Below are 20,461 nucleotides of genomic sequence, written 5' to 3'. Positions count from 1 at the left end.
CGCTCCGCGCCCTACATCGCGGCGCAGACCCCTGACCCGGAGCCGCGCCTGCATGGATACGCCACCCAACGATCTCGACGCTCGCGCGCTGGGCCGGGCCGCGCCCGGCAAGGGCCTCGCCCGAGAGGCCTGCCCGTACGCGGAGGGTACCGAGGCGCGGACGTTGTGGCTCGCCGGCTACGATGCGGCGCTGTCCGACGGCGTCGCGCCCGTGACCGGCGGCCTCGCCAAGCACCCGATCGACGGGTCGGCGCGCTGATGGATGCCCGGACCGCACCGCATCCCGGCGCGCAGCATCCGACCCTCGACCGCAAGTCGGTCGGGGCGGTGGTCCTCGGCAACGCCCTCGAATTCTACGATTTCACGGTCTACGCGTTCTTCGCCAAGCCGATCGGCGAGGCCTTCTTCCCGGCCAACGACCCGACCCACAGCCTCCTTGCGTCCCTGGCCTTGTTCGGCATCGGCTACGTCATGCGGCCCATCGGCGGCGTGCTGATCGGCGCCTTCGCGGACCGCGCAGGGCGCAAGCCCGCGATGCTGATCACCATCGCGCTGATGGCCCTGGGCATGCTGATGCTGGCCGCCTGCCCGTCCTACGCCACGATCGGTGGATGGGCGCAGGTGATCGTCATCGCCGGGCGCCTCGTCCAGGGGCTCGCCCTCGGTGGCGAGGTCGGCCCGTCGACCGCCTTCCTTCTGGAGGCCGCGCCCCCGGACCGGCGCGGCTTCGTGACGAGCTGGCAGATCGCCAGCCAGGGCTGCGCCGCCCTGTTCGCCGGCATCATCGCGACCATCCTGGCGCTGGTCGTCGGCGATCAGGCGATGGCGCGGTGGGGCTGGCGGCTGATGTTCGCCCTCGGCCTCTGCGTCGTACCGGTCGGACTCGTCATCCGCAGCCACCTGCCGGAGACGGCCGGGGCCGCGGAGGATCCGGACGCGGCAGCCTCGACCCTGGCGGTGGTGGGACGGTTGCTGCGCGAGCACGGCCGCCTCCTCGGCCTGACCTTCCTGGTCATCGCCGCTTCGACCGTGTCGAACGCGGTCGGCACCAACATGCCGGTCTTCGCCGGCGCGACGCTCGGCCTCAGCGAGACGGCCGCCACGGCGGTGCCGATCGCCCTCGGGCTCGCCTCCGTGATCTTCCCGCTGCTCGGCGGCTGGCTGGCCGATCGGGTCGGGCGGCGCCCGGTGATGATCTGGCCGCGGGCGCTGATCCTGATCCTCGCGGTCCCGGCCTTCGCCTGGGTCGTGCAGGCGCCGAGCGCCGCCAGCGTCTACGCGGTCACCTTCCTGCTCTCGGCCCTGTCCTCGATCAATGCCGCCGCGGTGATCGTCGGGATCCCGGAGGCGCTGCCGCGGGCGGTGCGCAGCGCCGGCCTGTCGATCGTGTACGCGGTCTCGGTCTCGGTGTTCGGCGGCAGCACCAACTACGTGGTGAACTGGCTGATCGCCACGACCGGCGACCGTCTCGCGCCGGCCTACTACCTGGCCGCCTTCAGCCTCGTCGGGACCATCGCGGCTTTCCTGCTGCCGGAGACCCGCGGCCGCGATCTCGACGCCGACCGCGAGGCCTGAGCCCCCGACCGCCTGCGCCCGCGGCGTCGCGCCCCTGCAGGCGCCGCGAACCCGCAAGCGGACGGATGTGCGCTCGCGCACGGCGCTCGCGCCGGAGGGGTCGGCGGCTCGTTACGCCACTAGGTCGGCCGGCGCGCCGGGCCTAGTTGGGTGGCATGCCAACGCCTCAAGAGACGCGCCGCCCGCTGGTCCTCGCCGCGGTGATGGCGGCGATGTTCATGATCGCCATTGAGGCGACGATCGTCTCGACGGCGATGCCGCAGATCGCCGGGGAGCTCGGTGACCTCCATCTCTACGCATGGGTGTTCGCGTCCTTCCTGCTGACCCAGACCGCCACCACGGTGGTGTTCGGCAAGCTCTCGGACCTCTACGGGCGCCGGCCGGTCCTGCTCTTCGGCATCGCGGTGTTCCTAGCGGGCTCCCTGCTGTGTGGGCTGGCGTGGTCGATGCCCTCGCTGATCCTGTTCCGCCTCGTGCAGGGCGTCGGCGCGGGGGCGATCCAGCCGGTGACCCTGACGGTCGTGGGCGACCTCTATTCGGCCCGCGAGCGCGGCCGGATCCAGGGCTTTCTCGCCAGCGTCTGGGGCATCTCCTCGGTGGCCGGACCGCTGGTCGGCGGCCTGATCATCGGCCATCTGAGCTGGCCGTGGATCTTCTGGATGAACCTGCCGATCGGCGTGATCGCGGCCGGCCTGTTCCTGCGCTTCCTCCACGAGGGCGTCGAGCGGCGCAGCCGCCGGATCGACGCGATCGGCGCGGCCCTGTTCACGGCGGCCATCGCCGCCCTGATGATCGCGCTGACCGAGGCGGGCGAGTCGGCCGAGGCGGCGCTGTGGCCGGCGCTGGCCTTCGTGGTGGCCGCGAGCCTGTTCGTGGTCCAGGAGCGGCGCGCCCCGGACCCGATGCTCGACATCCGCCTGTGGATGCAGCGCCCGATCGCCACGGCCAACACCGCGACGCTGCTCTCCGGCATGACGGTGATCGGGCTCACGGCCTTCCTGCCGATGTACGTCCAGGGCGTGCTCCGGCAATCGCCCCTGATCGCCGGCCTGACGCTGACCCTGATGGTGCTCGGCTGGCCGATCGGCGCCACCGCGGCGGCGCGCAGCTTCGTGCGGTTCGGCCTGCGTCCGATCCTGCTGGTGGGCGCGACGCTGCTGCCGACGGGCGCGGTCGCCTTCGTGTCCCTCGGGCCGGAGACCTCCCCCGTCTGGGCGGCCTGCGGCTCGGTGGTGATGGGGCTCGGCATGGGCTTCCTGTCCACCGCCGCCATCGTGATCATCCAGGACAGCGTCGCCTGGGCGCAACGCGGCGCGGCCACAGCGTCGAACATCTTCGCGCGCAACCTCGGCTCGACGCTCGGCGCCACGGTGCTGGGTGCCGTACTGAACTATCGGCTGGCGCATCCGTCGAGCGGTCCGGCCGTCGACTCCGACCAGCTCCGGCGCCTGCTCGACGATCCCGGCAGCCTCGGGGCCGCCGGCGACGCGATCCGCGACGGGTTGCAGCACGCGCTGCACGGGACGTTCTGGACGGTCTTCGCCGTGGCGGTGCTGACTCTGCTCTTCTCGCTGCTCGTGCCCCCGGTCGTGATCTCCGACCGGCCGCGTGAGCTGGCGGTGGAATAGGCCCTCGGCGCCTCGGAAACTTCGGGGAATGGAACGAGCGATGCTGCACGGCGCCGCCGGTCGCACCGGCCGGTCTCCGCGTCGGACCTTTGACTGTCCCGCCGGAGCCCCCTAGCGTCCCGACATGCCCCTCGTGCCGCCCCCGCGTCCCGCCGCCCCGCCCGCGGCGGACATCCCGCCGACCCGCGTGCTCACGGCCAATCAGCCCGAATGGTCGGTGGGCGAGCTTGCGGGCGCCCTGAAGCGCACCCTCGAGGATGCCTTCGGCCATGTGCGCCTGCGCGGCGAGATCTCGGGCTATCGCGGGCAGCACGGCTCGGGCCACGCCTACTTTTCCCTGAAGGACGGGCAGGCACGGATCGACGCCGTGGTCTGGAAGGGCGTGTTCGGACGCCTGCGCCAGCGTCCCCAGGAAGGACTGGAGGTCGTGGCCACCGGCCGCATCACGACCTTCGCGGGCAAATCCTCGTACCAGATCGTGGTCGAGAGCCTGGAGCCGGCCGGGCTCGGCGCCTGGATGGCCCTCTTGGAGGAGCGCAAGAAGCAGCTCGCCGCCGAGGGGCTGTTCGCCCCCGAGCACAAGCGGGCGATCCCCTACCTGCCGCGGGTCGTCGGCGTCGTCACGTCGCCCACCGGTGCGGTGATCCGCGACATCCTCCACCGGCTGGAGGACCGGTTCCCGCGTCCGGTCCTGGTCTGGCCGGTGCGGGTCCAGGGCGATGGTGCGGCCGAGGAGGTCGCGGCCGCGATCCGGGGCTTCAACGCCCTCCCGGCGGGCGGCCCGATCCCGCGTCCAGACGTGCTGATCGTCGCCCGTGGCGGCGGATCCATCGAGGATCTCTGGGCCTTCAACGAGGAATGCGTCGTCCGGGCCGCCTTCGAGAGCGCGATCCCGCTGATCTCGGCGGTCGGGCACGAGACCGACACCACGCTGATCGACTACGTGTCCGACCGACGGGCGCCGACCCCGACGGGGGCGGCCGAGATTGCGGTGCCGGTCCGCGCCGACCTGATTGCGACGGTCGCCGATCTCGCGAGCCGGGCCGTCGGTGCCGTCGGGCGCCGGATCGAGCGCGACCGTTCGGACCTGCGCGCCCTCGGCCGCGCCCTGCCCGGCGCCGACGCTCTGCTGGCGGCCAAGCGCCAGCGGCTCGACCTCGCCGAGGCGCGCCTTGCCCCTGCCCTGGCAGCGGGGGCGAGCCGCCACCGCGCCCGGCTCCAGCTCCTCCTCGACCGGATGGCCCGGCGCTCCCCCGACGTCGCCCTCGCCAACGCCCATGCGCGGCTGGCGCGGATTGACCAGCGGCCGCTCCAGGCACTGCGCAACGACGTCCAGCGCAAGGGTGAGGCCCTAATCCAGCTCGGCCGCCGCCTCGTCGTGGCCCGGGAGGCAAGCCTGGAACGGGCGCGGGCGCTGCAGGCGCGCCGTGCCGACCGGCTGCTCGCCCTCTCGGACCGGCTCGCTCAGGCGGGTGCACGCAGCGTCGAGCGGCGGCGCGATCGTCTGGACGGGCTCGCGGGCCTGCTCGGCTCGCTCAGCTATCGCGCGGTGCTGGAGCGCGGCTACGTGCTGGTGCGCGATGCCACCGGGCTGCCGGTCCGCCGCGCCGCAGATGCGGCGGCCGCCCTTCGTCTCACTCTGCAATTCGCCGACGGCACCGTGTCGGCCGTGCCCGATGGGACGTCCGATCCGTCCCTGTCGGCGAAACCCGGGCGGCGTGGTGGGGGGGCATCGGCCACGACACCCGGCAAGCGCGCCGGCAGTGCCGCGCCGGCGCGACAGCGGTCGCTGTTCGATGCCTGAGGGCGGCTCCCGTCGCGCAGCACGAGCGCGCCGCCGCCGTCGTCTCGGGCGGGGCGCGGCGAGCCGGCTGCGCTGAGCCGGTCGGCCGCGTGCCGACCCGGGTCCTTGCGCCGAGCCCGCACGAGCGGTTCGGATGGGTTCGGCCACGCGTCCCGGGAAAGCGGTCCGCCGCGACGGTTCACTGTGCCTCGAGCGCGACGCGGTAATGATAGCGGTACACTTCCCGCGCGAAGCCGAGGCTGCGGTAGAGCGCGCGCGCCGGTGCATTCGCCGCGACGACCTGCAGGCAGGCCGCACGGGCGCCCTGCCTCCGGCCCCAGCGCAGCAGCGCGCCCACGGCGCGGCGCGCATGGCCGCGGCCGCGCAACGCCTCGCGCGTCGCAACGGACTCGATCACCAGCAGGTCGCGGTCCAGCACCCCGAAAGCGATCGCGCCGATGCCGCCCTCCGCCTGCGCCGCCGCGAAGACCGTCGGCAGGACCAGGGCGGCGACCGTGTCGCGGAACACCCGGGCGGCCGCGCCGTCGGCGCGATTCACCGCGTCGCGGAGCGCCAGCCAGTCGGCACCCGGCGCCGCCGCGACCGTCACGGTGGGATCGGCCTCCGGCGACAGATCGTCGAGAACGCGAAACAGGGTGCAAGTCTCGTCCACGACGGCGAAGTCGAGGCCCTTCAGCAGGGGCTCCATCTGCGGCGCGATCGCCGGCACCCGGAAGATCGCGCGCTGCCCGAGGCGAGCGTAGAGCGCCCGCGCAGCCTCGATTGCCGGTTCGGGCGCACCGCTGCCGCGCATCGGGGTCATGGAATTCTGACGCTTTGAGGAGCCGCCCGCCGCGCGCAGCAAGTAGCCGTGGACCAGGAGCGCACGCGGACTTGGCCATGCGTTGAGGCAGGCTTCCTCGATGCGCCAAGCCTGTTCGCGATCCGACATCATGCGATCCTCCGGACCGCCTGATCGCACGCCACCCGACTTGGTCCAATCAAAGGGCCAATCACCGGGCCACGGTTCCGGCCATGCGGCGTCGCGTACGCTTGAAGCCCCCGGGCGCCGCGCGATGTCCCCGCGATGTCCGAACCTGATGTCCTGTTCTGCCTGCACTTCCTGGGCGGCAGTGCCCGTAGCTGGGATCGTCTCGCGCGCGACCTCGACGGGACGCCGACCTGCGTGCCTGTCGACCTGCCCGGCTTCGGCGACGCCGCGAGCCTGTCGGGGTATTCCGTCGTCGCGATGGCCGATCACGTGGCCGCCGCGATCCGCGCGCGGGCACCGGCACGCTTCGCGATCGCCGGCCACAGCATGGGCGCCAAGGTGGCGCTGGTCCTGGCGCGGCGGTCCGAGAACGGCGAGCCGGGACTGACCGGCCTCACCGATCTCATCCTGATCTCCGGGTCGCCGCCGAGCCCGGAGCCGATCCCGGAGGAGCGGCGCACCCAGATGCTCGCCTGGATCGACGCGGATCCCGAGACCCGGAGCCGGGAGGCTCAGGCTTTCGTGCGCGCGAATGCCGGGACGCGGCTGGACCCGGAGATCGAGGACCGGGCGGTGGCCGACGTTCTGCGCGCCGCACCTGCGGCCTGGACGGCGTGGCTCGAATCCGGCGCCCGGGAGGATTGGTGCGGCCGCGTCGGAATCCTGCGGACCCCGGCCCTGATCCTGGCGGGCTCGATGGATGCCGATCTCGGGGCGGATGCGCAGCAGGCCCTGATGGCGCCGCACTTGGCGCATCACCGGCTGCTGATGGTCGACGGCGTCGGTCATCTGCTGCCGCTGGAACAGCCCCTGACCTTGGCCGACCGGCTGCGTACGCATCTGGGCGACCGTCCCGGCCATCCCGTCGCGGCGTCTACCGCGGTCCCCGAACCCTATGCGACCTTGATCGCTTCCGAGCGCGTCAACGGCCGCCTGCGCGCTGCGCTCGCCGAGCGCGCAGAGCCGGACGATCCGGGCTACCAGCCGAAGGCCCTCGATCCGGTGGAACTCGCGATCCTGCGCGCCGCCCTCGGCCGGGTGATGTCGGTGCCGCAACCGGACCTGGCCGCGCGCCTCGACCGGCGGCTGGCCTCAGGCGCGGGCGACGGATGGCGCTTCTCTGCCCTGCCGGCCGATCCGGAGGCTTATCGCGCCGGCCTGCGCACCCTGGATGCCGCGGCCCGGGCGGCGCAGGGCCGCCCTTTCGTGAGCCTCGATGCCGCGAATCAGGACGCCCTGTTGACGCTCTGTCAGCGCGCACAGCTGACCGTTCCGGACGCGCTCGGCGGCCGGCTCGACGCCGTCCGGATGCGGTACTGGTTCGAGGACCTTCGCGCGGATGCGGTGCGGCTCTGGCTCGGCCATCCGGCGGCTCTGGCGCGGATCGGTTTTTCCGGCATCGGCGCCGGCGGCGATCGACCGGGGGAGATCGCCGACGGGCTGCCGGGCTTCCACGCGGTCGGTCTCGACGACCCCGAGCCGTGGGAGCCCGGGGCGCAGCGGATGGAGTTCGGACGATGAACCTCGGGGGGATGCGGACCTACCGCGCCGAGGACGCCGTCGACGCGATCGTGGTGGGAACCGGCGCGGGCGGGGCGCCGCTTCTGGCGCGCCTCGCCGCCGCAGGTCTTAGGGTCGTGGCCCTGGAGGCGGGTCCGAATTTCACGCCGGAGCGCTTTGCCTTCGACGAGACGCTGGCCGACGAGATCTACTGGACCGAGGAGCGCCTGAGCGGCGGCGCGACGCCGGAGGCCTTCGGGGCGAACAACAGTGGGACCGGCGTCGGCGGCTCGACGCTGCACTGGGGCGCCTTCGTGCCAAGGGCGGATGCCCGGGACCTCCGACTCCGCACGGAGACCGGCGAAGGCGCGGACTGGCCGCTGACCTATGCGGACCTTCTCCCGTTCTACGAGCGGGTGGAGCGGTTCCTCGGTGTCTCGGGGGCGCAGAGCTATCCGTGGGATTCCGGCCGGCGCTATCCCCTCCCCCCGGTCCCGCGGAATGGCCCGGCGCAAATCATGGCGCGGGCCTGCGAGGCGCGCGGGATCCGGTGGGCGGATGCGCCCGCCGCCGTGGTCTCGCGGGACTTCCAGTCCGAGGACGGACCCGGCCGCAACGCCTGTATCAATTGCGGCTTCTGCCACCAGGGCTGCCGCACGGGCGCCAAGGCCAGCATGGACGTGACCTACCTGCCCTACGCGGTGGCCCGCGGCGCCGAGATCCGGGCCGAGGCCTTCGTGCACAGCCTGGAGCGGGGACCGGACGGTCGGGTCACCGGCGTGGTCTATCGCCAGGACGGCGAGGACCGGCGGCAGCGCTGTGGCGCGGTCTTCCTGTGTGCCGGGGCGGTCGAGACGCCGCGGCTTCTGCTCCATCTCGGGCTCGCCAATTCGAGCGGCCAGATCGGGCGGAACTACATGGGCCACGTGGCGACCCAGGTCTGGGGCACCTTCGACCATGAGGTCCGGATGAATCGGGGCTATCCGTCATCGCTCATCACAGAGGATTTCATCCGCGCCGGAGCCGATTTCGCGGGCGGCTACCTCATCCAGAGCCTCGGCGTGGTGCCGGTGACCTTCGGCAATGCGGTGGCACGGGGGCGCGGGCTGTGGGGTCAGCCGCTCCTCGACTACCTCGACCACTACAACCACCTCGCCGGCATCGGCATCAACGGCGAGACCCTGCCCTGCGACGCCAACGTGCTGACGCTCTCCGATGAGACCGACGCACGCGGGATGCGCAAGGCGCGGATCGACTTCGGCTACAGCACCAACGAGGACCGCCTCAACGTCCATGCCACGCAGGTGATGCGCGGCCTGTGGGAAGAGGCCGGCGCGGAGGACATCTGGGTGCTGGAGCGGGTCGCCCACACCCTCGGGACCTGCCGGATGGGCCGCGACGGCGCGAGCGCCGTTGTCGATCCGCATGGCCGCAGCTTCGACATCGACAACCTGTGGATCTGCGACGGCTCGACCTTTCCGAGTTCCCTGGCCGCGAACCCGGCGCTGACCATCATGGCGCTCAGCCTGCGCAGCGCGGAGGCTTTCCTCACGACCGGAGCGTCCGGACGACGCTGATACGCGCGCCGAATCCGGTTCCGGTCGATCGCAGGCATCGCACTTGGCGCGAGCGCGCGCTCAGTCGGGCAGGCGCACCACGAGCGACAATAGGCAGCCCGGCCGCGCCGTATGGATGTTCACGAAGCGCGTGCGCGGATTCTCGAGGGCAGATCGCAGCGGATCCTCGACGTCCTCGCCCGCACAGACGTGGCCGAGGTCGTAGAGACACTGGTCGTCCAAATCGTAGGCTCGAACCGATACGAGCGGGTTTGCCCGCACGATGGGGGCAATCTCGTCGACGGTCTCCCTGCGCGGGCAGTCTCCGGCATGCAGGAAAATCGGGCTCGGTGTCCAGTAGATGCCGAGGGGCCGGGGCAGATCGTAGGATCCCAGCAGCATGGCCTCTCCGGGCCGCGCCAGCTGCAGACAATGCCGGCAGGGAAAGCGGCCGCCTCCCGTGGCCACGACCTCTCGGACCGCGTTGCCGCGGTCGTCCAGTCTCGTGCGACGAAAATGGTCGGCCGTCCTGCTCGGGACCGCAACACAGAGAAAGCGGGTCATTCGGGCACCTCCTGACGGTGCCGTAAGCCCCGTCCCGAAGCGTCGCATCCCGGTTCTTGCCCTCCAATCCCGAGGGCCGTGCTCGGTCGGCGCGGCGGGCGGGCCGCGCGTCGGGAGCCCAGGCGGCGGCGTTGCGCAGGGAAGCCGCTACCCCGCTGCGGCGCGCAGCGTCGCGAGCCCCTGCCGCTGCCGGCCCGCCTCGTCGAAATTCGACGGCTCCAGCCACGCGTCGAACCCGGCCCGGACCTCCGGCCACTCGGCATCGGTGATCGAGAACCACGCAGTGTCGCGGGAGCGGCCCTTCACCACGACGGCGTTCCGGAAGATGCCTTCGAAGGTGAATCCCAGGCGCAAGGCCGCCGCGCGGGACGGGGCGTTGAGGCTGTCGCACTTCCACTCGTAGCGCCGGTATCCGAGGTCGAACGCCCGGGCCATCATCAGCGCCATCGCCTCCGTGGCGGCCGGCGTCCGCTGGAGCCGCGGCCCGAAATGGAGGTGGCCGACCTCGATGACGCCATTTGACGGATCGATCCGGAGATACGAGGCGATCCCGAGCGGGTTGCCGCTGTCCGGGTCCAGGATGGCGTGGAACAGCGGATCCCGGCTCGCCTGCTGGCCTTCCAGCCGTGCCCGATAGGCCTCCGCACCCTCCGGCATCTCGTCGCCGAGATAGGTCCAACCGCGTGCGTCGGGTGCGGCTGCGTAGGTGGCGTACAGGGACGCCGCGTGGGCCTCGGCCTCGAGGGGCACGAGCCGGCAGTAGCGTCCTTCCATGGGCGTGCGCGGCGGGTGCGGGCGCGGGCTCCATTCCGGCAGGGTCGGGCCGATGGGCTGGCCGTAGGCGTTGAGCCGCGTGCTCACAGGCCGCTCCTCTCGGCGACCAGCCCGGCGAGGTCCGCCTCGCCCGCGGCGTGCAGCCCCGCGATGACCCCGTGGCGGTCGGCCTCGGGCCTGTTCTGGCTCATCTTCCACTTCCCCTCGATCCGCGTGATCGGAACCTCGATGCCGATGATCGCCCGGGCCTGCGCAGCCACGAACGGCTCCGGCGCATCTGCGACCGCCCAGGGCTCGGCCCGGGGCGCCTCGCGCAGGGCGGTGAGGTCGGCGATCTGGCGCCGGAGCCAGTCCGCATCCTCGATCATCCGCGGCCGGCCCCAGGCATGGACGGTGGCGTAGTTCCAGGTGGGCACCACCCGCCCGTGCTCGCGCTTGCTCGCGTACCAGCCCGGGGTGACGTAGCCCTGCGGTCCCTGGAACACGATGAGGCATTCCTCTGCCGCGGCAAGGTCCCGGCCCTGCGGATTCGCACGGGCCAGGTGCGCGCGCAGCACGCCGTGGGGGCCGGCATCGTCCAGCAGGAACGGGATGGGGTTGGCCGTCAGGCCGCCCGCGCCGCCGGTGACCAGCAGGCCGAGGGGGTAGGCACGGATCAGYGCGTGCTGTGCGGCGCGGGAATCATCCCGGAAGTGCGGCGGCTGGTACATGGCTCCGTCCTGCGGCGGTCTTGCTGCCCCTGCTTGACCGTGCAGCGGTCCAGATGAAAGGTCCAATTTCGAAAGTTCGACTGGACCGGTTGGCCGATGGCCCGGAACCCGCTGCCCCTGCCGCTGACCCTCGATCCCGCGGCCGCGGCGCCGCTCCACGTGCAGCTCCGGGAGGGCCTGCGCGCGGCGATCCTCGATCGCCGCCTGCCGCGTGGGGTCCGGCTTCCGGCCTCGCGGGTCCTGGCGGCGGATCTCGGCTGCGCGCGCGGGACCGTCGTCCTGGCCCTGGAGCAGCTGACCGCCGAGGGCTACCTCACCGCGCGACCGGGCTCCGCGACGCGCGTCGCCGCGACCCTGCCCGACGACACGCTCCCCGCACCGGGTCCGATGCGGCGATCGGGGGCCGAACCGGCCCCGAACCTCTCGCGCCGCGGAACCCGCCTCGTCTCCGCTCCAGCGCGGCGGTACATGGCCGGGCTCGGCGTTCCCGACGCGTTCGCCCTTGGCCGGCCGGCACAAGACGCCTTCCCGTTCGACGTCTGGGGCCGCCTGCTCCAGGCCGAGTGGCGTCACGGCCCGGCCGAGCGACCGGACCCGCGCGGCTCGCCGGCTCTGCGCCGCGCCATCGCCGCCTATCTGGCGCAGGCGCGGGGTGTCACCTGCGAGGCCGATGACGTCATCGTCACGGCGGGTATCCGCCAGAGCCTGCGCCTGCTCGCCGAGCTGTTGCTCGATCCCGGGGAGGCCGCCCTCGTCGAGGAGCCCGGCTTCCCCGGCATCGCGCAGGCTCTGGCCAGTGCCGGCCTGCGTCCGATACCCGTGCCCGTCGGTCCCGGCGGCCTGTCGGTCTCCCCGGACGCCGCTCCCGCGGTCGGGGCACGGCTGGCGGTGGTGACGCCGGCCCATCATTATCCGCTCGGGCACGCCATGAGCTTGGAGAACCGCCTCGACCTTCTGGCTTGGGCTGAGGCGGTCTCGGGTTGGATCGTCGAGGACGATTACGACGGCGCCTACCGGTACGCCGGGCGTCCGCTGGCGCCGTTGCGCACCCTCGATCGCGGCGGCCGTGTGATCTACGTCGGCAGCTTCTCCAAGCTCCTGCTCCCCGCCCTGGGCCTGAGCTACCTGGTGCTGCCGCGGGGTCTCGTCGCGCCGGTCAACCAGGCCCTGGCCGAGACGGGGCCAGCCCCGCCCGGTATCGGGCAGTGGGCGCTGGCACGGTTCATCGAGGACGGGCACCTCGCCGGACATCTCCGCCGGACCCGTCGCCTGTATGCGCTGCGTCAGGAGGCACTTTTGGAGTGCGCGCGCCGTCACGCCGCGGATGTGGCCGCGATCGCTCCGATGGAGGGCGGGATGCACGTCATCGCCCGCCCCGGGCCGGCCTGGACTGCTTCCCTCACCGACGTCGCCGCCGCGGCCGCCCTGGAGCAGGCGGGGATCTCCTCGGTCGCGCTCTCGGCCTATCACGTCGGAGCGGCGGAGCCCGGCCTGCTGCTCGGCTACGCGGCGGTTCCAGAGCGTGCGGTCGATCCGGCCGTCCGGCGCTTGGCGGAGACCCTGCGCGCCGCCCCGTTCACTCCGGCCACGGCGTCAGCGTGACCACGGCCCGCGCCTGCGCGGCCCGCACGTCCAGGCTGCGCAGGGCTTTCAGCCGGACTGTCGCGCCGCGGCCCGGCGCGACGCGCATCACCCGTTCCCCGTCGATACGCAGGCTGAACGCGGCGTCTCCGGTGACCCGAAGCCGCGTCGCGCCCCGAAAGGATGCGAGCGCCACCGGGGTCCAGCCGGATTGGACCGTGATCCGGACCGGACCGTGCAGGTGCGCCCGCCTGCCCATGGCGAGCCATGCGAGCGCGCCGACGGTCATGAACGCGAGCACGACCCGGCGTGGCCGCGGGCGGCGGCGGGGCCGCCGCGCAGGAACTGCAGCGGGCTGCGGTGGACTCGCCGGACGTGCCGGGATCGGCGGGGCTTGCGGGTCGGCCGCCGCGCTCACCGGGCGGTCCGGGGTCGGTGACGAGACCGGGTGGACGCTGGCCACGGGCGTGGACGCGTCATCCGGACAGGAGCGCTGCGGCGCTCCGCAGAAGGGGCAGAAGCGGACCGCGACGTAGTGAGCGCGCCCGCAGGCGCAGCAATGGCGGTCCGGCGCGAGAAGGGCTGCGGTCACGGCGCGGGTGCGATCAGTGTACGACGGCGCCCGTGTCCATGAACCGGGTCAGGCGCTCGATCAGCGGCGCGACCATCACCCGGTCGAGCTGCGGCAGCAATCCGCGGCGCGCATGCGCGACATTGGCTTCAGCCTGCTCCCGAGCGAGGCGATGCCAGCGCGTCCGGTCGCTCCGGCATGTCGACCACGCCCGCTCGATCGACCGGAACACGAGCGGCAGGCGCTCCGCGGGGTCGGCGACGAGATCGTAATGATGGTCGATCAGGCCGCCGAAGGTCTGGAAGCCGAGTTCGGACAGCCGCGCGACGGCGCGCGGCGCACCCACCATCACGAAGGGCAGCCCCGTCGCGGCCGCCTTCAGGGACTTCTCGGTGATGCGCTCGACGCCCAGCTCGAAGAAGTCGGTCTCCGAGATGACGGTCAGGTCGCAATCCGCATAGGCCTGGGTGTCGAGGGTCATGACCATGTCGGTGCCCTGATCGGCATCGATCCGCTGCGCCCGGCGCGGGATCCAGCGGTCGATATCGGCGAGCAGCGGTCCGAAGGCCGCCGCGATCTCCGGCGGCGCGTGGAAGACGTTGATGCCCCCTGCCTTCGGGTTGTCGTCGCCGATGCCGTGGAACGAGATCAGCCCGTCCCGCTCCATGCCGTTGAGCTGGAACCAACGGTACAGCAGGACCCGGTGCCAGCGCAGCGCCGCGTTCTGGCAGAGGAAGCGGGCCGGTCCCGAAGGGCGGGCCAGGGGCGTGTAGCCGATCCGGTCGAGGGCATGTTGCGGGAAGAGACGCGGTCCCGCTTCGGCGTCGAGCCAGAGGGCGACCTGGAGCGGGAAGAACTCGAAGGTCCAGAATCGCAGGCCGTCGCCGTAGAGCCGCTCGTAGTCCAGACGCAGCAGCCGGTTCTGCGTGACCAGGACGACCCGGTCCCGCGGGATGCCGAGCGCCGCGAGGTTGCGGTGCAGCGCCTCGAAGGTCGGCGGGTGGAGGCCCGGACCCTCGTTGGAGAGATCCAGGAGCAGCGCGGCGCGTCCGTCGCGAAGGTTCTCGACATCCCCGGGTTCGAGCAGGTCGAGACGCCCGTTCGCCTCTGGGAAGCCCAGGCGGACGAAGTCGAGGACGGGCAGGCACAGCACATGATTCGCCACGCCCGGATGGGCGGTGACGGTGATCTGCTTGCCCATCCAGCCGAGCGCAGCCGGCAGGAAGTGCCCGGCCTCGCCCCGGGGGACGAGCAGGATCTCGGAAGTGGATTGGCTCATCGTGACGCCCGAGCGGCCGGTCCGCGCGAAGCCGGATAAAGGCTCCGCGCGGCGGCGTCGAGATCAGGCCGGGACCGGTTCGGCCGCGCGCACCGGGGTCGGGCCGGCCCGATAGGCAGCGGAGGCCTCCTTGGTCCGCCAGCAGGCGACGCGGTGGCCGGGCGCGATCTCGGCGACCGGCGGCATCTCGCGGCGGCAGCGCTCCTCGGCCAGGAAGCAACGCGGGGCGAAGGGACAGCCCGGCGGGCGGTTGGCGAGGTCGGGCGGGCTGCCGGGGATGGTCTGGAGACGGGAGCCCTTGGCCAAGGCCCCCTCCGCCCGGCTGCGCAACAGGCCGATCGTGTAGGGGTGGTGCGGGTTCAACACCACCTGGTGCGCGGTGCCGGTCTCGACGATCTTGCCCGCGTACATCACGGCGATCCGGTCGGCGACCTCCACGGCGGCGCCGAGATCGTGCGTCACGATGACGATCGATAGGCCGAGGTCCCGCTGCAGCTCGCGCAGGAGCAGCAGGACCTGGATCTGCACCGTGGCGTCGAGCGCCGTGGTCGGCTCGTCGGCGAGCAGCACCTGCGGCCGGCAGGCCAGCGCCAGCGCGATCATGGCCCGCTGGCGCATGCCGCCGGACATCTCGTGCGGGTAGTTGTCGAGCCGCCGCTCCGGGCTCGGGATCCGCACGCGCTCGAACAGGGCCAGCGCCCTCTTGCGGGCCTCGTCCTTGGAGATCTTCTCGTGACGGTGGATCGCCTCGGTGATCTGCTGGCCGACCGTGTAGACCGGATCGAAGGCGAGGAGCGGCTCCTGGAAGATCATCGAGACGTCGCCGCCGCGGAAATCGGCGAGCTGGCGCTTGGTCAGCGCCTGCACGTCCTTGCCGGCCGCGAGGATCCGGCCCTCGATCCGGCTGCGGCCCTCGGGGAACAGGCGCAGGATCGCACGGAGCGTCACGCTCTTGCCCGAGCCGGATTCGCCGATGAGGGCCATCGCCTGCCCGCGCTCCAGGGTCAGGTCGACGCCGTCGACGACCTGCACCTTGCCGAAGGCGACCCGCAGGTCCTTGAGCGCGACGGCGGGCTCTGAAGGAGGCATCGGCGCGCTCATGCCGCGAGCGCCTCTGCCGGCGCCGCGGAATGGCCGGAGCCGGGCTGCCGGGCGAGGCAGGCGACCCGGTGGAGCGGCTGGATCGCGTCGAGCGGCGGCTCCTTCTGGCCGCAGATCCCTTCGGCGATGGCGCAGCGCGGGTGGAAGCGGCAGCCCGGCGGCGGGTCGATCGGGTTCGGCGGGTCGCCCTGCAACAGCGCGGTCTGCGTGCGGTTGTCGGGGTCGAGGGACGGCATCGCGGCGAGCAGCGCCTCGGTGTAGGGGTGGCCCGGCGCGTCGAGCACCGTGTCGGAGGGGCCGATCTCCGAGACCCGGCCGAGATACATCACCATCACGCGGTCGGAGATGAAGCGCACGACGTTCAGGTCGTGGCTGATGAAGATGTAGGTCAGGCCGAACTCGGCCTTGAGGTCGAGGAGGAGGTTCAGCACCTGCGCCTCCACCGACTTGTCCAGCGCCGAGACCGCCTCGTCGAGGAGCACCAGCCGGGGCTCGAGGGCGAGGGAGCGGGCGATGTTGACCCGCTGGCGCTGGCCGCCGGAGATCTCGTGCGGGTAGCGGCCGGCGAAACGCTTCGGCTCCAGGCCGACCCGAGCGAGCAGCGCCCGGGCGCGCTCCACCGCCTCCCGGCCGGGGACGCCGTTCACCTTCGGGCCGAAGGCGATCGACTGTTCGACGGTCATGCGCGGGTTCAGGGACGCGTAGCTGTCCTGGAACACCATCTGGACCTCGCGGCGGTAGGACCGCCAGGGCATGGCGCGCTCGCCGACCGCCTGGCCGTCGTAGAGCATCGTGCCCGCATCGCGCTCGATCAGGCCCATCAGCAGCTTGGCGGTCGTGGACTTGCCGCAGCCGGATTCGCCGACGATGCCCAACGTCTCGCCCTTGAGGACGTCGAAGTCGACGCCGTCGACGGCGCGCACGACCTGCTTCTTGCCTCCGGCCTTGCGGACCGGGAAGTGCTTGATCAGCCCCGAGACCGACAGGAGCGGTTGGGCGGGTCCGCCGCGGTCGTGGACGAACGGGTCGGGGGCGTCCGGGATGACGCTCACTGGCGAATCTCCATGGCAGCGCGCAGGCCGTCCGAGAACAGGTTGAAGGCGATCGAGACGATGAAGATGCACACCCCCGGAAGCGCCGCGACCACCGGGTTCACGTAGATCGCGGTGCGCAGGGTGTTGAGCATCAGGCCCCATTCCGGCTCCGGCGGCCGGACCCCGAGGCCGAGGAACGAGAGGCCCGAGGCCAGGATCATCGACACCGAGATCAGGCTCGTCGAATAGACGAAGATCGGGCCGACGACGTTTCCCAGGACCTGCACCCGCATGATCGTCAGGGCCGAGGCCCCCGACAGCTTGGCGGCGTCGATGTAGTCGCGGCGGCGGATGCCGGTGGTGACGCTCTCGGCGACCCGGGCGATCTGGGGCACGAACACGCAGGTGAGCGAGACGATCGAGTTGAAGATGCCGGCGCCGAGCGCACCGGACAGCGCGATCGCCAGCAGGACCGACGGAAAGGCGAAGAACACGTCGATGGTGCGCATCAGGATCGTGTTGGTCCAGCCGCCGACATAGCCGGCCAGGATCCCGATCCCGGAGCCGATCACGAACGCGATCAGCACCGGTGTGACGCCGATGAACAGCGACAGCCGCGAGCCCAGCATCAGCCGGCTGATCATGTCCCGCCCGAGTTCGTCCGAGCCGAGCCAGTAGGTGGCGTCGCCGACATGCTTCAAGCGCTTCAGCATGGAGCCCTTGTACGGGTCCATCGGGGTGATCCAGGGCGCCAAAACCGCGATGATCACGACCACGAGGATCACGGCGCCGGCGGCCATGGCCACGGGGTCGCGCATCAGCCGATGGCCGACATGCCCCCAGAAGCCGCGCGACGGCGCGAACGCGGCCTTGGGACCGTGCGCGACGTCTTCGGCGGCGAGCACGCCGCCGTCGACGGCCAAGGAGGCGGCGGTGACGGGAGCGGTCATCATCGGGCTCCGGCTCAGGCGCGCTCGATGCGCGGGTCGAGGGCGGTCTGCATCACGTCCACCAGCAGGTTGAGGACCACGAAGAACATCGCCAGCACGAGGATCGAGCCCTGCAGCAGGGGCAGGTCGCGCTGGAAGATCGCGGCGTTGAGGAGGAAGCCGGTGCCCGGCCACGCGAACACGGTCTCGACCAGGATCGAGCCGCCCAGCAGGTAGCCGAGCTGGAGGCCCATGATGGCGAGCGCCGTCGGAGCGGCGTTGCGGACGACGTGCTTGAACACGCCGCGCTCGTCCATGCCCTTGGCGCGCAGGGCCTCGACGAAGTCCTGGGAGAGGATGTCGGCGACCAGGGCGCGCACCGTGCGGGCGATGATCCCCATGGGGATGACCGACATCGTCACCGCCGGCAGGATCAGGTAGCGCAGGTGGTCGAAATCGGGCCGCCAGTTGCCGGAGCCGTCTGGGCCGGCACCGGTGGGCGGCAGCCAGCCCAGCGTCGCCGAGAACACGATCACCAGGACCATGCCGAGCCAGTAATGCGGCACGCTCACGCCGAAGACCGAGAGTGCGGAGGCCGCCCGGTCGGCGAGCGAGTTGCGGTGATAGCCCGCCACGAAGCCGAACAGCGTCCCGAAGGTGAAGCCGATCACGGTCGCCACGGAGGCGAGGATCAGCGAGTTCACCACGGCGCGGCTGACCTCGCCGAGCACCGGCCGGCCGGTCGCGATGGAGATGCCGAGATCGCCGTGCAGCACGTGCCAGAGCCAGATCAGGTACTGGACCGGCAGCGGCTTATCGAACCCGTAGGCGGCCCGCATCTCGTCGATGGTGGCCTGGGTGGCGTCGGCGGGCAGCACCGCGCTGAGCGGATCGCCCGGGGCCAGGTGGACGAGAAGGAAGCAGACCACGCTGACCCCGAACGCCACGGGGGTCACGTAGATGAGTCGTTTGAGGATGTAGAGCAACATCGAAGGCCCCGTCGTCGTGTGCAGCCTCGGGTCTTCCCGCCCCCCTGTCGGGAGGCGGCAGGGGTGGGGGTGGTTCAGGAGGCACCGTCACGCCTCTGATCCCAGGCCACCACCGCCTCCGGCTCCTCCCCACAAGGGGGGAGGAGAAAGACAATCAGTCCCGCTACTTCGCTGCTGTCGCAAGTGTGATTTTCGAAAAGTCTTGGAACCAGTTCTGCGCCTGGACGAAGCCTTTCACCTTCGGACTCATCGCCCGCGGGTTCACGTCGTGCGTGATCATGATGAACAATGCGTCATCCACGTACTTCTCGTGGATCTTCTCCAGAACCTTCGTCTGCTCGGCCTTGTCGAAGGTGTTTCGGACCTGATCGAACAGCTTGTCCATCGCCGGATTGCAGTAATAGCCCCAGTTGGTGCCGTTTGGCGGTGCCAGATTGCACTGGAGGTGCCGGATCAGGCCGGTGAACGGGTCCTGGATGAAGTACGAGTAGTTGATCGCCGAGACCCCGCGGGAGATGTCCGCCTTGGCGCCCGCCCGCCAGATGTTGATCAGCGTGTTCCACTCGACCACTTCGTAATCGACTTGGATGCCCACGTCGGCGAGGCTCTGCTGGACGAACTCGTTCATCGGCAGCGGCTGCATCTGGCCCGAGCCCGAGGCCGAGATCGCGACCTTCAGCTTGAGGGGCTTCGCCGGGCTGTATCCCACCTCGGCCAGCAGCTTCTTGGCCGCCTCAGGGTCGTATTTCAGGTCGAAGTTCGGGTGGCCGAACCACTGGTGGCCGGGCGGCATGAAGCCCTTGGCGGGGATCGCGAGGCCGCCGAGCAGCTCCTTCAGGCCCTCGCGGTCGATGGCGAGGTTCGCCGCCTTGCGCACGCGGATGTCGTTCCAGGGCGAGCCCTCCACCCGCGATAGATGCCAGGTCCAGTTGTGCGGATAGGCGTTGGTGACGACGGTGAAGCCGGCGCTCTTGAGCGAGGCCACGGAATCGGGTGCGGGCGCCTCGATCCAGTCCACTTGCCCGGAGCGGAGCGCTGCGGTCCGGGCATTGGCCTCGGGCAGCGGGATGAGCACCAGCTTGTCGAGCTTCGGGACCCGGTTCGTGTCCCAGTATTCCTTGAACGGCACCATCTCGGCGCGCTCGCGCGGGGCGAACAGCGTCAGCTTCCAAGGGCCGGTGCCGGAGGGCTGCTTGGCGAAGGCATCCCAGGACTTGCCGAGCTTCTCCCACTGGGCCGGCGACGACATCATGATCCAGGCGATCTGGTAGGGCAGCGTCGCGTCCGGTGCCTTGGTGGTGATCTCCACCGTGAGCGGGTCGACGGCCCGGTAGGTCGCCACCGCGGGGATGCGGGTCTTTCCTTGGGCGGACTGGCGCGGATCGTATTGCGGCGCGTCGGCCTTCAGGAGCTTGTCGAGGTTCCAGACCACCGCATCGGCGGTGAAGTCGGAGCCGTCATGGAATTTCACCCCCGGCCGTAGCTTGAAGGTCCACTTGGTCTTGTCGCTCGGATCGACGGTCCAACTGGTGGCCAGCCCCGGCACGAGATCGGAGGCCAGTTCCGCGCTCGACAGGTCCCAATTGATCAGACCATCGTAGACCGTGTAGCCGAGGAACCGCATGCCCTCGCCGCCATTGTCGGTCTGGCCGGTGGTCAGCGGGATGTCGGAGGCGGTCATGCCGATCCGCAGCGTCCCCTGCGCGAGGGCGGCGGTGCTCGCGGAGAGCGCCAGGGCGCCGGCCAGGACCGCACGGGTGCCGAATTCTTTGAGGCGGAACAACATCTTGCGTCGAGTACTCGCGTTGGTCCGGGCCTATGCGGTCCGGAATACGCTCGATCGTATGCAAGCCCCCGGCCAGTCGCCCCGCCTCGTGCGCACGGGCTCCCGCCGAT

The 20,461-nt window shown here is 71.4% G+C and carries 18 protein-coding genes; 7 read left to right on the top strand and 11 right to left on the bottom strand.

The window, feature by feature from the left end; all coding sequences use genetic code 11:
• Positions 1-52 precede the first annotated feature (52 nt).
• The 4 genes from AC1DXK_RS04535 to xseA all read left to right on the top strand — a co-directional run bounded on the left by AC1DXK_RS04535 (position 53) and on the right by xseA (position 5,007).
• The gene (locus AC1DXK_RS04535; RefSeq protein ID WP_457104034.1) at positions 53-259 is read left to right on the top strand and encodes a ribosome modulation factor; all 207 of its coding nucleotides are present in this window, start codon (positions 53-55) and stop codon (positions 257-259) included.
• The gene (locus AC1DXK_RS04530; protein ID WP_457104033.1) at positions 259-1,575 is read left to right on the top strand and encodes an MFS transporter; all 1,317 of its coding nucleotides are present in this window, start codon (positions 259-261) and stop codon (positions 1,573-1,575) included. The genes AC1DXK_RS04535 and AC1DXK_RS04530 overlap by 1 nt, the downstream gene beginning before the upstream one ends.
• A 155-nt stretch (positions 1,576-1,730) precedes the next feature.
• Positions 1,731-3,203, top strand: coding sequence for an MDR family MFS transporter (locus AC1DXK_RS04525; RefSeq protein WP_457104032.1), 1,473 nt, complete (start codon positions 1,731-1,733; stop codon positions 3,201-3,203).
• A 124-nt stretch (positions 3,204-3,327) separates the two neighbouring features.
• Complete coding sequence (xseA, locus tag AC1DXK_RS04520; RefSeq protein WP_457104031.1) at positions 3,328-5,007, top strand: exodeoxyribonuclease VII large subunit; 1,680 nt, start codon at positions 3,328-3,330, stop codon at positions 5,005-5,007.
• 178 nt (positions 5,008-5,185) lie between these two features.
• On the opposite strand, the gene AC1DXK_RS04515 is transcribed toward xseA, so the two are convergent.
• Positions 5,186-5,941, bottom strand: a complete 756-nt coding sequence (locus AC1DXK_RS04515) for a GNAT family N-acetyltransferase (protein WP_457104030.1) — start codon at positions 5,939-5,941, stop codon at positions 5,186-5,188.
• 132 nt (positions 5,942-6,073) lie between these two features.
• On the opposite strand from AC1DXK_RS04515, the gene AC1DXK_RS04510 reads away from it, so the two are divergent.
• Together AC1DXK_RS04510 and AC1DXK_RS04505 are read left to right on the top strand one after the other, a co-directional pair.
• On the top strand, positions 6,074-7,498 hold the full coding sequence (locus AC1DXK_RS04510) for an alpha/beta hydrolase (RefSeq protein WP_457104029.1): 1,425 nt from the start codon (positions 6,074-6,076) through the stop codon (positions 7,496-7,498).
• The gene (locus tag AC1DXK_RS04505) at positions 7,495-9,054 is read left to right on the top strand and encodes a GMC family oxidoreductase (RefSeq protein ID WP_457104028.1); all 1,560 of its coding nucleotides are present in this window, start codon (positions 7,495-7,497) and stop codon (positions 9,052-9,054) included. The genes AC1DXK_RS04510 and AC1DXK_RS04505 overlap by 4 nt, the downstream gene beginning before the upstream one ends.
• Before the next feature lie 60 nt (positions 9,055-9,114).
• On the opposite strand, the gene AC1DXK_RS04500 is transcribed toward AC1DXK_RS04505, so the two are convergent.
• From AC1DXK_RS04500 to AC1DXK_RS04490, 3 genes are all read right to left on the bottom strand, one after another.
• Entirely contained in the window at positions 9,115-9,597 is a 483-nt protein-coding gene (locus AC1DXK_RS04500; RefSeq protein WP_457104027.1) for a DUF1203 domain-containing protein, read from the bottom strand.
• A 147-nt stretch (positions 9,598-9,744) separates the two neighbouring features.
• Entirely contained in the window at positions 9,745-10,458 is a 714-nt protein-coding gene (locus AC1DXK_RS04495; RefSeq protein ID WP_457104026.1) for a GNAT family N-acetyltransferase, read from the bottom strand.
• A complete protein-coding gene (locus AC1DXK_RS04490; protein WP_457104025.1) occupies positions 10,455-11,081 on the bottom strand; it encodes an FMN-binding negative transcriptional regulator in 627 nt (208 codons plus the stop codon). The genes AC1DXK_RS04495 and AC1DXK_RS04490 overlap by 4 nt, the downstream gene beginning before the upstream one ends.
• A gap of 96 nt (positions 11,082-11,177) precedes the next feature.
• On the opposite strand from AC1DXK_RS04490, the gene pdxR reads away from it, so the two are divergent.
• A complete protein-coding gene (gene pdxR, locus AC1DXK_RS04485) occupies positions 11,178-12,683 on the top strand; it encodes a MocR-like pyridoxine biosynthesis transcription factor PdxR (protein WP_457104024.1) in 1,506 nt (501 codons plus the stop codon).
• Here the strand turns inward: pdxR and AC1DXK_RS04480 are convergent.
• The 7 genes from AC1DXK_RS04480 to AC1DXK_RS04450 all read right to left on the bottom strand — a co-directional run bounded on the left by AC1DXK_RS04480 (position 12,658) and on the right by AC1DXK_RS04450 (position 20,351).
• Positions 12,658-12,951 carry a hypothetical protein gene (locus AC1DXK_RS04480; RefSeq protein ID WP_457104023.1) on the bottom strand — a complete coding sequence of 98 codons (294 nt, stop codon included), beginning with the start codon at positions 12,949-12,951 and terminating at the stop codon, positions 12,658-12,660. The genes pdxR and AC1DXK_RS04480 overlap by 26 nt on opposite strands.
• Before the next feature lie 316 nt (positions 12,952-13,267).
• Entirely contained in the window at positions 13,268-14,512 is a 1,245-nt protein-coding gene (locus AC1DXK_RS04475) for a hypothetical protein (protein WP_457104022.1), read from the bottom strand.
• Positions 14,513-14,575: 63 nt separating this feature from the next.
• Entirely contained in the window at positions 14,576-15,601 is a 1,026-nt protein-coding gene (locus tag AC1DXK_RS04470; protein ID WP_457104021.1) for an ABC transporter ATP-binding protein, read from the bottom strand.
• A gap of 8 nt (positions 15,602-15,609) precedes the next feature.
• Complete coding sequence (locus tag AC1DXK_RS04465; RefSeq protein WP_457104020.1) at positions 15,610-16,665, bottom strand: ABC transporter ATP-binding protein; 1,056 nt, start codon at positions 16,663-16,665, stop codon at positions 15,610-15,612.
• Entirely contained in the window at positions 16,662-17,597 is a 936-nt protein-coding gene (locus AC1DXK_RS04460) for an ABC transporter permease (RefSeq protein WP_457104071.1), read from the bottom strand. Before AC1DXK_RS04460 ends, AC1DXK_RS04465 begins: the two co-directional genes overlap by 4 nt.
• 14 nt (positions 17,598-17,611) lie before the next feature.
• Positions 17,612-18,565, bottom strand: a complete 954-nt coding sequence (locus tag AC1DXK_RS04455; RefSeq protein ID WP_457104019.1) for an ABC transporter permease — start codon at positions 18,563-18,565, stop codon at positions 17,612-17,614.
• Between the two features lie 163 nt (positions 18,566-18,728).
• Positions 18,729-20,351 (bottom strand): ABC transporter substrate-binding protein, encoded by a 1,623-nt coding sequence (locus AC1DXK_RS04450; protein WP_457104018.1) that lies wholly within the window; start codon positions 20,349-20,351, stop codon positions 18,729-18,731.
• Positions 20,352-20,461: the final 110 nt, after the last annotated feature.

The organism is Methylobacterium sp. P3_A11 (assembly GCF_056403155.1).
The sequence above is the reverse complement of the archived record's forward strand: the minus strand, read 5'-3'. Positions and strand labels throughout refer to the sequence as shown.

Bases quoted from the DNA above. Each gene is read 5' to 3' on its own strand.
- AC1DXK_RS04480 (WP_457104023.1), bottom strand. From the start codon at position 12,951: ATGACCGTCGGCGCGCTCGCATGGCTCGCCATGGGCAGGCGGGCGCAC.
- AC1DXK_RS04530 (WP_457104033.1), top strand. From the start codon at position 259: ATGGATGCCCGGACCGCACCGCATCCCGGCGCGCAGCATCCGACCCTC.
- AC1DXK_RS04525 (WP_457104032.1), top strand. From the start codon at position 1,731: ATGCCAACGCCTCAAGAGACGCGCCGCCCGCTGGTCCTCGCCGCGGTG.
- AC1DXK_RS04470 (WP_457104021.1), bottom strand. From the start codon at position 15,601: ATGCCTCCTTCAGAGCCCGCCGTCGCGCTCAAGGACCTGCGGGTCGCC.
- AC1DXK_RS04455 (WP_457104019.1), bottom strand. From the start codon at position 18,565: ATGTTGCTCTACATCCTCAAACGACTCATCTACGTGACCCCCGTGGCG.
- AC1DXK_RS04450 (WP_457104018.1), bottom strand. From the start codon at position 20,351: ATGTTGTTCCGCCTCAAAGAATTCGGCACCCGTGCGGTCCTGGCCGGC.
- AC1DXK_RS04460 (WP_457104071.1), bottom strand. From the start codon at position 17,597: ATGACCGCTCCCGTCACCGCCGCCTCCTTGGCCGTCGACGGCGGCGTG.
- xseA (WP_457104031.1), top strand. From the start codon at position 3,328: ATGCCCCTCGTGCCGCCCCCGCGTCCCGCCGCCCCGCCCGCGGCGGAC.
- pdxR (WP_457104024.1), top strand. From the start codon at position 11,178: ATGGCCCGGAACCCGCTGCCCCTGCCGCTGACCCTCGATCCCGCGGCC.
- AC1DXK_RS04475 (WP_457104022.1), bottom strand. From the start codon at position 14,512: ATGAGCCAATCCACTTCCGAGATCCTGCTCGTCCCCCGGGGCGAGGCC.
- AC1DXK_RS04505 (WP_457104028.1), top strand. From the start codon at position 7,495: ATGAACCTCGGGGGGATGCGGACCTACCGCGCCGAGGACGCCGTCGAC.
- AC1DXK_RS04510 (WP_457104029.1), top strand. From the start codon at position 6,074: ATGTCCGAACCTGATGTCCTGTTCTGCCTGCACTTCCTGGGCGGCAGT.
- AC1DXK_RS04535 (WP_457104034.1), top strand. From the start codon at position 53: ATGGATACGCCACCCAACGATCTCGACGCTCGCGCGCTGGGCCGGGCC.
- AC1DXK_RS04500 (WP_457104027.1), bottom strand. From the start codon at position 9,597: ATGACCCGCTTTCTCTGTGTTGCGGTCCCGAGCAGGACGGCCGACCAT.
- AC1DXK_RS04515 (WP_457104030.1), bottom strand. From the start codon at position 5,941: ATGATGTCGGATCGCGAACAGGCTTGGCGCATCGAGGAAGCCTGCCTC.